Annotated in this window: 12 protein-coding genes; 1 reads left to right on the top strand and 11 read right to left on the bottom strand. The window is 68.2% G+C overall.

What is annotated here, in order from left to right; translation table 11 throughout:
- Positions 1-3 precede the first annotated feature (3 nt).
- Both DTA15_RS31325 and DTA15_RS31320 read right to left on the bottom strand, forming a co-directional pair.
- Positions 4-246 carry an acetyl-CoA carboxylase gene (locus DTA15_RS31325; protein ID WP_006483474.1) on the bottom strand — a complete coding sequence of 81 codons (243 nt, stop codon included), beginning with the start codon at positions 244-246 and terminating at the stop codon, positions 4-6.
- 22 nt (positions 247-268) lie between these two features.
- On the bottom strand, positions 269-1,051 hold the full coding sequence (locus DTA15_RS31320; protein WP_006483471.1) for a 5-oxoprolinase subunit PxpA: 783 nt from the start codon (positions 1,049-1,051) through the stop codon (positions 269-271).
- A gap of 259 nt (positions 1,052-1,310) precedes the next feature.
- On the opposite strand from DTA15_RS31320, the gene DTA15_RS31315 reads away from it, so the two are divergent.
- Positions 1,311-2,228, top strand: a complete 918-nt coding sequence (locus tag DTA15_RS31315; RefSeq protein WP_006483476.1) for a LysR family transcriptional regulator — start codon at positions 1,311-1,313, stop codon at positions 2,226-2,228.
- A 79-nt stretch (positions 2,229-2,307) separates the two neighbouring features.
- Here DTA15_RS31315 and bioB read toward each other — a convergent pair whose 3' ends face one another.
- The 9 genes from bioB to aceK form a co-directional block, all read right to left on the bottom strand.
- Complete coding sequence (gene bioB / locus DTA15_RS31310; protein ID WP_006483467.1) at positions 2,308-3,327, bottom strand: biotin synthase BioB; 1,020 nt, start codon at positions 3,325-3,327, stop codon at positions 2,308-2,310.
- A gap of 41 nt (positions 3,328-3,368) precedes the next feature.
- The gene (bioD, locus tag DTA15_RS31305) at positions 3,369-4,088 is read right to left on the bottom strand and encodes a dethiobiotin synthase (RefSeq protein ID WP_006483466.1); all 720 of its coding nucleotides are present in this window, start codon (positions 4,086-4,088) and stop codon (positions 3,369-3,371) included.
- Positions 4,085-5,269, bottom strand: coding sequence for an 8-amino-7-oxononanoate synthase (bioF, locus tag DTA15_RS31300; protein WP_006483473.1), 1,185 nt, complete (start codon positions 5,267-5,269; stop codon positions 4,085-4,087). Before bioF ends, bioD begins: the two co-directional genes overlap by 4 nt.
- Positions 5,266-6,612, bottom strand: coding sequence for an adenosylmethionine--8-amino-7-oxononanoate transaminase (gene bioA / locus DTA15_RS31295; protein ID WP_012492369.1), 1,347 nt, complete (start codon positions 6,610-6,612; stop codon positions 5,266-5,268). The genes bioF and bioA overlap by 4 nt, the downstream gene beginning before the upstream one ends.
- 479 nt (positions 6,613-7,091) lie before the next feature.
- Positions 7,092-8,363 carry a dienelactone hydrolase family protein gene (locus tag DTA15_RS31290; RefSeq protein WP_006487605.1) on the bottom strand — a complete coding sequence of 424 codons (1,272 nt, stop codon included), beginning with the start codon at positions 8,361-8,363 and terminating at the stop codon, positions 7,092-7,094.
- A 106-nt stretch (positions 8,364-8,469) separates the two neighbouring features.
- On the bottom strand, positions 8,470-8,904 hold the full coding sequence (locus tag DTA15_RS31285) for a YchJ family protein (RefSeq protein WP_006487607.1): 435 nt from the start codon (positions 8,902-8,904) through the stop codon (positions 8,470-8,472).
- Positions 8,905-8,942: 38 nt separating this feature from the next.
- The gene (locus DTA15_RS31280; RefSeq protein WP_006487603.1) at positions 8,943-9,620 is read right to left on the bottom strand and encodes an SDR family oxidoreductase; all 678 of its coding nucleotides are present in this window, start codon (positions 9,618-9,620) and stop codon (positions 8,943-8,945) included.
- A gap of 111 nt (positions 9,621-9,731) precedes the next feature.
- Positions 9,732-10,499: a carbonate dehydratase gene (can, locus tag DTA15_RS31275; protein ID WP_006493618.1), complete on the bottom strand. Its 768-nt coding sequence runs from the start codon at positions 10,497-10,499 to the stop codon at positions 9,732-9,734.
- Positions 10,500-10,555: 56 nt separating this feature from the next.
- A complete protein-coding gene (gene aceK, locus DTA15_RS31270; RefSeq protein ID WP_006483652.1) occupies positions 10,556-12,373 on the bottom strand; it encodes a bifunctional isocitrate dehydrogenase kinase/phosphatase in 1,818 nt (605 codons plus the stop codon).
- Between the last annotated feature and the right edge of the window lie 126 nt (positions 12,374-12,499).

Genomic DNA, 12,499 nt, shown 5'->3' with positions numbered 1-12,499 from the left:
GCATCACCCCTCGATCCGCATCAGCACCTGGCCGGCGTCGACCGGCTCGCCATCGTCGACGAGCAGCTCGACGACGCGGCCCGCCGCATCGGCTTCGATCTCGGTGAACTGCTTCATCACTTCGACGAGGCCGACCACCGCGCCGGCCGCGACCGTCGCATTCACCGCGACGTAGTAGTCCGCCTCGGGCGACGGGCGTCGGTAGAACGTGCCCGGCAGCGGGCTGACGATGTCGTGCAATGCCATCTTGCGTCTCCTTGAATCGGGTTCAGTGATGAGCGGCGAGCGGTTGCGGGCCGGCGGTCCGGATGCCTTCGCGGACCAGCGCGTCGCGCGTTTCGCGCACGAGTTCGAGCGCGCCGGGCGTGTCGCTGTGGATGCAGACCGAATCGAAATCGATGTCGATGTCGTCGCCGTCGATCGTGCGCACCTTGCCGTCGATGCACGCACGCAGCACCTTGTCGGCCACCTGCTGCGGGTCGAGGCGCCCGACGCGGCGCGTGAACACGATGGAGCCGCTGCGGTCGTAGTCGCGATCGGCGTAGAACTCGCGGATCACCGGCTGTTCGTACTCCCGCGCCACGCGATACGTGACCGACGCTTCCATGCAGTACAGCCACAGGCCGGGATCGACGCGCTGCAGCGTCTCGATCAGCAGCCGCGAGAACGCCTCGTTGGCCGCCGCGTGCATGTAGAGCGCGCCGTGCGGCTTGACGTGCTGCAGGCTCACGCCGTTGAGCCGCGCGAACTCGCGCAGCGCGCCGAGCTGATACAGGATGTCGTGGACGAGCGCCTGCGGCGTTTCGGTGATCGTGCGGCGACCGAAGCCAGCCAGATCGCGAAAGCCCGGATGCGCGCCGATCCCGACGCCGGCGTCGCGCGCGAGCTGCACCGTGCGCGCCATGATGTTCGGGTCGCCGGCATGAAAACCGGTGGCGATGTTCGCCGAGCTGATGAGCGGCATGATCTGCTCGTCGACGCCGTCGCCGATCGTCCACGGGCCGAAACCTTCGCCCATGTCCGAATTCAGGTCGACACTGTGCTTCCTCATACGGTTCGTTCCTCCAGGTTCTCCGGTCTCGCGTGCGTCGCAGCGCGTGTCGACACCGTGTTGAACGCAGGTTAGCCGTGCCGGGTGCGTCAAAATAGTTCTATTTTTATATGCGAGCGTATCGATTTTTCAGATATCGCGGAAAGCGGCTGCCCGGCGCCGCGGCAGGCGGATGCGCGCGGGTCGGGCGGGCCCGGATTGCCGCGCAACGGACGGTTGATATGATGGTTGCCATGCCCCCATCAGTTTTCCACCGCGCATGGCCCTGACGCTCAGACAGCTCAAGTACTTCGTCGCGACCGCCGAGCTCGGACAGATCTCGCAGGCCGCGATCCAGCTCACCATCTCGCAGTCGGCCGTGACGAGCGCGATCAAGGAACTGGAGGACAGTCTCGGCACGCAACTGTTCGTGCGCACGTCGGCGGGCGTGACGCTGACCGATACCGGGCGGCGTTTTCTCAATCACGCGTACACGATCCTGTCGTCGGTCGACGAGGCGATGCGGATCCCGAATCTCGAAAGCACGCTGACCGGCACGCTCGCGATCGCCGCGAGCTACACGGTGCTCGGCTACTTCCTGCCGCATCACGTGCTGCGGCTCAATACGCTCTATCCGCGCCTGACGATCCACCTGCATGAGCTGAACCGCGAGTCGATCGAGGAAGGGCTGATCGCGGGCCGCTACGACATGGCCGTGCTGCTCACGTCGAACGTGTCGAATCCGGAGCTCGTGCTGGAGCCGGTGATCCATTCGGTGCGCAGGCTGTGGGTCGGCGCGCATCATCCGCTGCTGCGGCGCGAGAGCGTCACGTTCGCGGAGGTCGCGCACGAGCCGTTCGTGATGCTGACGGTGGACGAGGCCGGGCAGACCGCGCTGCGTTACTGGAACGAGACGCCGTACCGGCCGAACGTGATCCTGCGCACCTCGTCGGTCGAGGCGGTGCGCAGCATGGTCGCGAACGGCAGCGGTGTGGCGATCCTGTCCGACATGGTGTATCGCCCGTGGTCGCTCGAAGGGCGGCGCATCGAGACGATCGTGCTGCGCGACCCGGTGCCGCCGATGAGCGTCGGCCTCGCGTGGCGCAAGAACATCGAGCTGAGTCCCGCGATGCACGCGGTGCGCGACTATTTCCGGCACACGTTCATGGAGCCGCGCGCACTGGGCGGCGCGACCTGAGCCGTGCGCGCGGGCGTGAAAAAGCCGGGGCGCGCCCCGGCTTTTTCGTTGGCGGGCGCGGCGCGCCGGCCGTTGCCGCTTACGCGTTGTCCGACAGCGCGTCGGCCTGGCTCGCGCGGATGCCGAGGCGCTCGAACAGCGCGCGGTCGCGCTGCGTCTGCGGGTTGCTCGTCGTCAGCAGCTGGTCGCCGTAGAACATCGAGTTCGCACCGGCGAGGAAGCACATCGCCTGCATCGCGTCGTCGAGCTGCTCGCGCCCGGCCGACAGGCGCACGACGGCCTTCGGCATCGTGATGCGCGCGACCGCGATGGTGCGCACGAATTCGAACGGATCGAGCGGCGCGGTGCCTTCGAGCGGCGTGCCTTCGATCGCGACGAGGTTGTTGATCGGCACCGATTCCGGATACGGGTTCAGGTTCGCGAGCTGCGAGATCAGGCCCGCGCGTTCGCGACGCGATTCGCCCATCCCGATGATGCCGCCGCAGCACACGTTGATGCCCGCGTCGCGCACGCGGTCGAGTGTGTCGAGGCGATCCTGGTAGGTGCGCGTCGAGATCACCTGGCCGTAGAACTCCGGCGACGTGTCGAGGTTGTGGTTGTAGTAGTCGAGGCCCGCGTCGGCGAGCTGCCGAGCCTGCTCGTCTTCGAGCATGCCGAGCGTCATGCAGGTCTCGAGGCCGAGCTCCTTCACGCCGCGCACCATCTCGGTCAGCGCCGGCATGTGGCGCTCCTTCGGGTTGCGCCACGCGGCGCCCATGCAGAAGCGGCTCGCGCCGTTCGCCTTCGCCGCGCGCGCGGCGTCGAGCACCGTGTCGACGTCCATCAGCTTCTCGGCCTTCAGGCCCGTGTCGTGATGCGACGACTGCGAGCAGTACCCGCAATCTTCCTCGCAGCCGCCCGTCTTGATCGACAGCAGCGTCGACAGCTGCACCGCGTTCGCGTCGAAGTGCTCGCGATGCACCTGCTGCGCGCGGAACATCAGGTCGTTGAACGGCAGTTCGAACAGCGCGACGACGTCGGCGACGCGCCAGCGCTGCGGCGCCGGTGCAGCCATGGGAATCGCGTCGGATTGCACGGCGACGGTCTGGGCTTGGGTCATTTCGTTTTCCTGTCCTGGGCGGGATTGGGGGATCGGTTGGGTCAAGGCCGCGCGGCGCGCAGCGACTCGACGAGCGCGGCGATGTCGAGCATCGCCGCGGCGGATTCGGGGGCGGCCGGCGTCATGTGCGCGATGCGGCCGACGAGCGGCGCGCGGTGCTCGCGCGCGAGCCAGTCGCGAATCGTCGCGACGTTCTCGTCGGCGAACGACATGGCCGGGTCGACGTGGTTCGCGACCCAGCCCGCGAGCGCGAGCCCGCGCTGGCGAATCGCATCGGCCGTCAGCAGCGCGTGGCTGATGCAGCCGAGCCGGATGCCGACGACGAGCACGACGGGCAGGCCGAGCGCGACCGCGAGATCGGCGGTGTCCTGCGTGTCGTTCAGCGGCACGCGAAAGCCGCCGACGCCTTCGACGACGACGACGTCCGCGCGCGTCAGCGCTTCGCGATGGCACGCGACGATCGTGTCGAGATCGAGCGTCACGCCTTCCTGCGCAGCGACGATGTGCGGCGCGGCCGGCGCTTTCAGCAGGAACGGCGTGCGCAGCTCGGGCGGCAGCACGACGTTCGCGGCGGCGTCGAGCTGATCGGCATCCTCGTTGCGCCAGACGCCGTCGCGTTGATACGCGCCGGCCGCGACCGGCTTCAGCGCGGCCGCGCGCAGCCCGTGCCGCGCGAAGCCGTGCAGCATCGCGGCCGACACGAAGGTCTTGCCGATTTCGGTATCGGTGCCGGTGACGAACAGCGAGAGCGGGGCGGTCATGCGGCTGCCTCGCTAGCTTCGATCAACGCGGCTTCGAGCCTGGCGAAATCGTCGAACGAATGCGCGGCCGACAGCGACACGCGCAGCCGCGACGTGCCGGCCGGCACCGTCGGCGGCCGGATCGCGGGCACCCACAGGCCGTGTGCGTCGAGCGCGCGCATCGCCGCGAGCGTCGCATCGTTGCTGCCGATCACGAGCGGCTGCACGGCCGTGTGCGAATCGACCGGCTGCCAGCGCGTGTTGCGCAGCAGCGCACGCGTGCGTTCGATCAGCGCGGCGAGGTGCGCGCGGCGCGCGTCGCCTTCGTCGCCCGCGATCACCTTCAGGCTCGCGGAGACCGCATGCGCGACGGCCGGCGGCGCGGCGGTCGTGAAGATGTAGCTGCGCGCGCGCTGGATCAGCCATTCGATCACGGTTTCGTGTGCGATCACGAACGCGCCGGCGACGCCGGCCGCCTTGCCGAGCGTGCCGACGTACACCAGATGCGGCGAACGCAGCGCGGCGGCCGCGAGCGCGCCGCGCCCCTGCGGGCCGAGCACGCCGAAGCCGTGCGCATCGTCGACGACGAGCCACGCGCCGTGGCGCTCGGCCAGCGCGACGAGTTCGGCGAGCGGCGCGACGTCGCCGTCCATGCTGAACACGGTGTCGCTGACGATCAGCTTCGTTTCGGCCTCCGATGCGTCGAGCAGCGCGGCGAGCGCGGCCGTATCGGCGTGCGGATAGACCTGCACGTTCGCGCGCGACAGCCGCATCCCGTCGATCAGCGACGCGTGGTTCAGCGCGTCGGAGAAGATCGTCGCGCCCTTGCCCGCGAGCGCCGTCATCGCGGCGAGGTTCGCCATGTAGCCGGTGCTGAAGTACAGCGCGCGCGGCGCGTCGGAGAAGCCGCCCGCGAAGCCCGCGAGTTCGTCTTCCAGTCTGGCGTGCGCGCGCGAATGGCCGCCGAGCAGGTGCGAGCCGCCGCTGCCGGAGCCGTAGCGCTGCGCGCCTTCCGCGAATGCGGCGACGAGCGCCGGATGCGCGGCGAGGCCGAGGTAGTCGTTGCTCGCGAAGCCGACGATCTCGCGGCCGTTCACGGTCATGCGCGCGTCGCACGCGGTGTCGGCGATGCGGCGCACGCGGCGCAGCCCTTGCGCGTCGAGGTCGGCGAGGCCGCGTTGCAGGGTGTCGAGCAGGCTCATCGGCCGAGATCCTCCAGCGTCGCGTCGAGCGTGTCGCGCGTGCGCTGCGCGAGCCACGCGATGTCGTCGTCGCTCATCACGTACGGCGGCATCAGGTACACGGTCGTGCCGATCGGGCGCAGCAGCAGCTCGCGCGCCAGCGCATGTTCGAAGAAGCGCCGCGAGAAACCGCGCGCCGCGTCGCCGTCGAGCGCGACGTCGAACGCGAACAGCGTGCCGCGCTCGCGCAGATGGCGCACCTGAGGATGAGCGTCGAGCGGCGCGAGCGCCGCGCGCAGCGTCGCCGATTTGCCGGCGTTGCGCGCGAGCACGTCGTCGCGCGCGAACAGGTCGAGCGTCGCGACCGCCGCGCGGCACGCGAGCGGGTTGCCGGTGTACGAATGCGAGTGCAGGAAGCCGCGCGTCGTGTCGTCGTCGTAGAACGCCGCGAACACGTCGTCGCGCGTGAGCACCAGCGACAGCGGCAGGTAGCCGCCGCTGATCCCTTTCGACAGGCACATGAAATCGGGCCAGACACCGGCCTGCTCGCACGCGAAGAAGGTGCCGGTGCGTCCGCACCCGACCGCGATCTCGTCGGCGATCAGGTGCACGCCGAATTCGTCGCACAGCGCGCGCAGCCCGCGCACGTACGACGGATCGTGCATCGCCATGCCGGCCGCGCACTGCACGAGCGGCTCGACGATCAGCGCGGCGATCCGGTCGCCGCGTTCGACGAACAGACGCCGCACGTCCGCGAGCGCGCGGCCGGCGACGTCGGCGGCCGTCTCGCCCGGCAGCGCGCCGCGCGCATCGGGCGACGCGACCACGTGCGCGTGGCGGATCAGCGGGTCGTACGCATCCTTGAACAGCGCAACGTCGGTCACGCCGAGCGCGCCGATCGTCTCGCCGTGATAGCTGTTCGCGACGCAGACGAATTCCTGCTTGTTCGCGCGGCCGCGGTTGCGCCACGCGTGGAAGCTCATCTTCAGCGCGATCTCGACGGCCGACGCGCCGTCCGACGCGAAGAACGCATGGCCGAGCGTGCGCCCGGTGAGCGCGTGCAGCCGTTCGGCGAGCTCGATCGCGGGCGCGTGCGTGCAGCCGGCGAGCATCGCATGCTCGAGCGTGTCGAGCTGGTCCTTCAGCGCCGCGTTGATGTCCGGGTTCGCATGGCCGAACAGGTTGACCCACCACGAGCTGATCGCGTCGAAGTAGCGGCGGCCGTCACGGTCGTACAGCCACACGCCCGCGCCGCGCGCGACGGGGACGAGCGGCAGGCGCTCGTGATGCTTCATCTGGGTGCAGGGGTGCCAGACCGCGCGCAGGCTGCGCGCGACCCAGTCGTCGGTGGCTGGCGTACTCAAGGCGACTCCGGGGGTAAAACGACCGCGCGGCATCGACGGGATGCCGCGCGGCGGGATACGAAACGCGCTGAGATTAGCGTGTTCCGCCGGACGTTGCACTAGCGGTTACAAGTGCCGCAAAGCCTTGTCGGGCGGGAGTTCGGCGCAGTTCGTGGGGGCTCGGAACGGAACGCGACGGATCGGGCGAAATGCGCGCAAATGACGACGTTCGAGTGACACCCCCCGACAGAAAAAAATCGCGGCGCGGCGCACGGTGCGCGGGCGAAAAATCGGGGATCGAAGCGCAATACGGGCGTGCGGGGCGATGTCGCGACCGAAAGGCGGCGGCGCGGCGGTGGGGGGAACCGGAACGCAATCGGGCAGCCGGAACGGCAGGCGGCGCCGCGCGACGGACACGCGCTCAGGAGAAAAGAAAAGGAAGCGAAGCGGGGGAAAAGACGAAAAACGCGCGCGGCGTACGATCCGCCGCGCGTCGGACGTCAGCGCGAAGCCAGTGCGCGCGTATCGGTGTCGCGGGCGGGGGCGTCGCCGTTGTCGGCCGTCTGCGTCGCGTTGTCGTTCCACACGACACGGTCGTTGACCGCATACAGCCGGCATGCGCCCGCGCCTTGCTTCGCGCAGTTGTCGAGCGCGAGCGCCATCGGATCGTCGCCGCCTTCGGCCCACGACCACGCGCCTTCCGACGACACCGCGAACGCGCGGCTCGGATGCTGGTTCAGGAAGCGGCGATAGCCTTCGCGGCCGGCTTCGTCGACGTACGGCACCGCGTTGACCGCATCGATCGACGCATAGCCGGTGGCCTTCGGCTCGTGCGGGTTCGCGACCGCATAGCGCACCGCGGTCGGCAGGTTCAGTTCGGCGAGGAATGCGTGCACGGCCGGCCACCACACGGGCACGCCGTCGCGATCGACGATCAGCCGGTGTGCGTCGTCCTTGTAGCGGCCGAAATCGATGAACTGCGCTTGCGTGCCATGCGACACGTACGCATCGTGCATCTGCGCGACGAGCGCGGGCGTCCACACCGAATCGTTGTCGCCGTACAACCACAGCGACCGCACGGCCGTATGCGCGCCGTACTGGTCGAACGCGTCGACGAGGTTGCGCTGCCAGCCGTCGCACAGGTCCTGGCGCAGCCCGCCGGAGAAGTTGATGATGCCGCGCACGCCCGCCGCGGCTTCGGTGCCGTAGGCGACCGACACGAGGCCGCCGTGCGACGTGCCGGCGACGACGATGCGCGACGCATCGACGTACGGCTGGCGCGACATGTAGCGCACCGTCGCGTCGACGTCGGCGGCCTGCGCGAGGCCGTTCTTGCCGACGTTGCAGCCTTCCTGCTGGTACGTGCCGCCCGAACCGGCGAAGCCTTGGCGATTCGGCGCGATCACCGCATAGCCGCGGCGCACGAATTCGCGCGCGAACGCGAGCGGCCGGCTGCGCGGCTGCAGATGGAGATCGCCGGTGTTTTTACCGTGGTTGAAGACGACGAGCGGGAACGGGCCGGGGCCGTTCGGCTTGAACAGCGTGGCCTCGAGCGTGACGGCGCCCGACGCGTCGGCCGGAATGCGGAGGATCTGTTCGTTGAGGTCGGCGGCAACCTGCGGCAGGTTCGCGTCGGCGTAGTCGAAGTGCTCGGCATGGGCGAGCGAGCCGCTGGTGCCCGCACCCGTATTGGCGCTCGGCAGCGTACCGGCCTGAGCGGCCGACAGCGCACAGGCCGCCATCCATCCCACCAATACCTTGCTGAACGCCATCCGTAAGCCCTGCCATGCAACATGACCAATTCGAGGTCATCGTAGCCCGACAAAATCGGGTTGTGCAATGCGGGAATAACCCGGCGTCTGACACAGCAACTATTTGTCAGCGTTCACTTACTTCGCCGTCGACATAGCGCCAGAAACCGTGCTCGTCGCGCTCGAAACGGCTCGTCTCGTGCAGCCGGTAGGCGCGTCCGCCGACCTTGTAGCGGGCCACGAATTCGACCTCCGCGTGCCGGTCGTCGAGCGGCGCGTGGCGTTTGACCGCGAGGCCCAGCCAGCGCGGCGCGTCCGGCGCGCTGGGGTCGGTGTCGAGATCGGGCGGGCAGGTGCGCGCGGCCCACGTCGCGCGCAGGTAATCGGTCGCGCCGAGCACGTACGCGCTGTACCGCGAACGCATCAATTCGAGTGCGGTCGGCGCGGCCTCGCCGCCGTCGATGAAGCGGCCGCAGCAGGCCGCATAGCGCGGCGCGGACGTCCTGCCGGGCGCGGGGGACGCGCCGCCGCATGGGCACGCGTCAGGTCGGTTCAAAATCATGCGAAATGTGAATTAACAACGCTGGGTTGTCGGCGCACTCACCAACTGAGCTCGATGCCGTCGTACTGGAAGAACCGGCCGTTCGCCTGAGACACGTCCGAACCGGATTCGGCGATGACGCGACGCATGCCGGTCACGCTCGTTTCCGGATCGATCGCGGCCTGCGCGCCGCCCATGTCGGTGCGTACCCAGCCGGGATGCAGCGAAATGCACGCGGCATGGCGCGTCTGCAGCGACGCGATGCGCAGCGCGTCGTTCAGCGCGGCCTTGCTCGCGCGGTACAGCCAGCCGGTCGTGCCGGTCGCCTCGGCGATGCTGCCCATCCGGCTCGATACGACCGCCAGCACGCCGCGCGCATCCTCGACGAGCGGCAGCAGGATCGGCAGCAACTGCATCGGCCCGCGCACGTTCGTATGCATCACCGCGTCGAAATCCTCGGCGGTGATCGTCTCGACGCCTTCGGTGCGCGGCCCGTACACGCCCGACACGAGCACGGCCGCGTCGAGCCGCTCGCCGTCGAGCTTCCAGCCGAGCGCCGCGATCTGCTCGGGCTGCGCGATATCGAGCGCATGCGCTTGGGCGCCGAGCGCGCGCAGCGTGTCGAGCGACGCGGCGTCGCGCGCGGTGGCGATCACGTTCCAGCCGTCGCGCCGGTACTGCCGGACGAATTCGCGGCCGAGGCCGCGCGATGCACCGACGATCAATACGGTTTTCATGCTCGTCGCTCCTTGGGTTGGCGCCGCCGCGGCAGTGCCGGTGTCAGATCCGTTCGATGCGTGCCGCGCCCGCGCGGCAGTCGCCGCCGGGCGGCCGGTGCGCACCTCACGTTACTGCGCGTCGTCGCACGGCTTCAGCGTGGCGGCGACCGCCTGCGCGACGCCGTCGAGCCGTGCGGCGTCCGCCGCGACCATGTCGTTGTCCGGCGCGTGCTGGCCGCGCGCGGTCAGCGCCGCCACGCAGCGCTTGTAGGTTGCGTCGAGCGCGTCGAAGTTCGACACGGACATGCCGAGATTGCGCATCCGGCCGTCGTGCACGCCGTACACGAGCCCGTGCACGGTCAGCGACTGGCCGCGCGCCCACGCGTCGTTGACGATCGTCGTGCGGCACACGTTGACGACCTGTTCGATCGAATTCAGCTCGATCAGGCGGCGATAGCGCGCTTCGCCGACCGGCCATTCGTCGAGCAGCGCCGCGTGGCGCTCGCGCACGTCCTGCACGTGATGCAGCCAGTTGTCCGCGAGGCCGACGCGGCGGTTGTGCAGTGCCGCGTTCACGCCCGAGCAGCCGTAGTGGCCGACGACCATGATGTGCTTCACGCGCAGGATGTCGACCGCGAACTGGATCACCGACAGGCAGTTCAGGTCGCTGTGCACGACGACGTTCGCGATGTTGCGGTGCACGAACACTTCGCCCGGCGGCAGGCCGATGATCTGGTTTGCCGGCACGCGCGAATCCGAGCAGCCGATCCACAGATACTCCGGCGCCTGCTGGTCGGCGAGCCGGGCGAAGAAATCGGGATCGTCGGCGAGCTGGCGCTTGACCCACGCGTCGTTGTTGTCGAACAGATGTGAAAGCGGATTGTCTTGGGTAGTCATCGGGGTGGCTTCCGTTGGCGGAAATCGGGTCGATATCGGATTCGGTGTTGCCGGCGTCAGGCGGCGCGCTGCGCATCGCCTTCGCCGTCGTTGCGGCTCGTCGCGCCGAAGCGCGCGGGGTAGCGCACGCAAAAGCGCAGGGTCGCGTCGTACGGATAAAAATCGGGCAATTCGCCCTGCATCAGCTTGTCCTTGCTCGCCTGCCACAGCGCGGGATCGAAAAAGTCCGCGTGATGCTTCATGAAGACGCTGCGCACGCGCGGGTCGCCGAGCAGGAACGGCCCGTAGGTCTCCGGAAAGATATCGTGCGGGCCGACGGTATACCACGGTTCGCCGGACAGCTCGTCTTCCTCGTTGCGCGGCGGCGGCACGCGCCGCACGTTGCAGTCGGTCAGGTATTCGATCTCGTCGTAGTCGTAGAACACGACGCGGCCGTGGCGCGTGACGCCGAAGTTCTTGTACAGCATGTCGCCGGGGAAGATGTTGGCCTTCATCAGCTCCTTCACCGCGTTGCCGTATTCCTTCACGCCGTGCTCGACGTCCGCGTCGCTGCCGTTCTGCAGGTACAGGTTGAGCGGCGTCATCCGGCGCTCGATGTACAGGTGCTTGATGACCAGCTTGTCGTCCTCGTATTCGAGCAGCGACGGCACTTCCTTCTCGAGTTCGCGCACGAGCGCGTGATCGAGCCGCGCGAGCGGCAGCGCGACGCTCGAATACTCGAGCGTGTCGGCCATCCGCCCGAGGCGGTCGTGGCGTTTCACGAGCTGGTACTTCTCCATGATCTGCGCGCGCGTCGTTTCCTTCGGCGGCGGGAAGTGATCCTTGATGATCTTGAACACGTACGGGAACGACGGCAGCGTGAACACGAGCATCACGAGACCCTTGATCCCGGGCGCGATGATGAAGCGGTCGCTCGAATGCGACAGGTGGTGCAGCAGGTCGCGGTAGAACAGGTTCTTGCCCTGCTTCTGCAGCCCGACCGACGTGTAGATCTCGGCCTTCGGCTTGCCCGGCATGATCGTGCAGAGGAACTCGACGTACGCGGACGGCACGCCCATGTCGACGAGGAAGTACGAATGCGAGAAGCTGAAGATGATCTGCAGCAGGTCGCGGCGCAGCAGCACGGTGTCGAGCGCGAGCAGGCCCGGGCGCACGTGGCGGATCGGCACCGCGAACGGCAGCACGCGGTCGGCGTTGATGATGCGGCCGATGATGTACGCGCTCTTGTTGCGGAAGAACAGCGACGACAGCACGTGGATCTGGAAATTCGGCGCTGCGTCGAAGTGGCCGAATTCGTCGTCGATCGCCTGCATCACGCAGCCGATGTCGCGCGTGAGATCCTCGAACGCCGGCTCGAGCTGGAAGTTCGTGACGATGCGCTCGAGCGTGACCGCGAGCCCGTCGGTGCCCGGATAGTACGCGCGGTAGGTCGGTTTCGCGGCCGGCTCGTCGTTCTCCAGGTACTCGGTCGAGATCGCCGGGCGCACGAAGATGAAGTCGTTGCTGAAATACGAGCGGTGCAGGATCTTGCAGCACACCGAATTGAAGAAGGTCTCCGCGCACTCGGGCTGGCGGTGCGACGTGAGCAGGCCGATGTAGTGCAGCTTGATCTGCTGCCACACTTCGTCGTCGATGTTCTCCGCGTCGTATTCGTCTTCCAGCACCTCCACGCATTCCTTCACGCGATCGTCGTACGACGTGATCCGCTCGCGTGCGAGCCGCTGCAGCCCGTGCCAGTCGCCGCGCTCGAACAGCGTCTTCGCTTCGACGGCCGCTTCGCGGAAGATCCGGTAATGGCGATCGAAGTATTCGAGCATCGTCTGCGCGACGTCGAAACCGATCTGCGACGACAGCAGTTTGGGGAAGTGATTCATTGCGTGCAGGCTCGTTCGGGAGGGGCTGTAAGCACTCGCCATTTTAGCGCCCAAGTCGGCGTTTCAATGACTTTCGGGGCAACGCGCGAATGGCCGTCAATCGGCGTGTTGCTCGCCGTTCGGCGC

The organism is Burkholderia cenocepacia (genome assembly GCF_900446215.1).
GTDB classification, from domain to species: Bacteria; Pseudomonadota; Gammaproteobacteria; order Burkholderiales; family Burkholderiaceae; genus Burkholderia; species Burkholderia cenocepacia.
Note: the sequence above shows the minus strand (reverse complement) of the source record. Positions and strands in the feature narration are given on the sequence as shown.

Bases quoted from the DNA above. Each gene is read 5' to 3' on its own strand.
- aceK (WP_006483652.1), bottom strand. From the start codon at position 12,373: ATGAATCACTTCCCCAAACTGCTGTCGTCGCAGATCGGTTTCGACGTC.
- DTA15_RS31315 (WP_006483476.1), top strand. From the start codon at position 1,311: ATGGCCCTGACGCTCAGACAGCTCAAGTACTTCGTCGCGACCGCCGAG.
- DTA15_RS31285 (WP_006487607.1), bottom strand. From the start codon at position 8,904: ATGATTTTGAACCGACCTGACGCGTGCCCATGCGGCGGCGCGTCCCCC.
- bioF (WP_006483473.1), bottom strand. From the start codon at position 5,269: ATGAGCCTGCTCGACACCCTGCAACGCGGCCTCGCCGACCTCGACGCG.
- DTA15_RS31280 (WP_006487603.1), bottom strand. From the start codon at position 9,620: ATGAAAACCGTATTGATCGTCGGTGCATCGCGCGGCCTCGGCCGCGAA.
- bioB (WP_006483467.1), bottom strand. From the start codon at position 3,327: ATGACCCAAGCCCAGACCGTCGCCGTGCAATCCGACGCGATTCCCATG.
- DTA15_RS31325 (WP_006483474.1), bottom strand. From the start codon at position 246: ATGGCATTGCACGACATCGTCAGCCCGCTGCCGGGCACGTTCTACCGA.
- bioD (WP_006483466.1), bottom strand. From the start codon at position 4,088: ATGACCGCCCCGCTCTCGCTGTTCGTCACCGGCACCGATACCGAAATC.
- DTA15_RS31290 (WP_006487605.1), bottom strand. From the start codon at position 8,363: ATGGCGTTCAGCAAGGTATTGGTGGGATGGATGGCGGCCTGTGCGCTG.
- can (WP_006493618.1), bottom strand. From the start codon at position 10,499: ATGACTACCCAAGACAATCCGCTTTCACATCTGTTCGACAACAACGAC.
- DTA15_RS31320 (WP_006483471.1), bottom strand. From the start codon at position 1,051: ATGAGGAAGCACAGTGTCGACCTGAATTCGGACATGGGCGAAGGTTTC.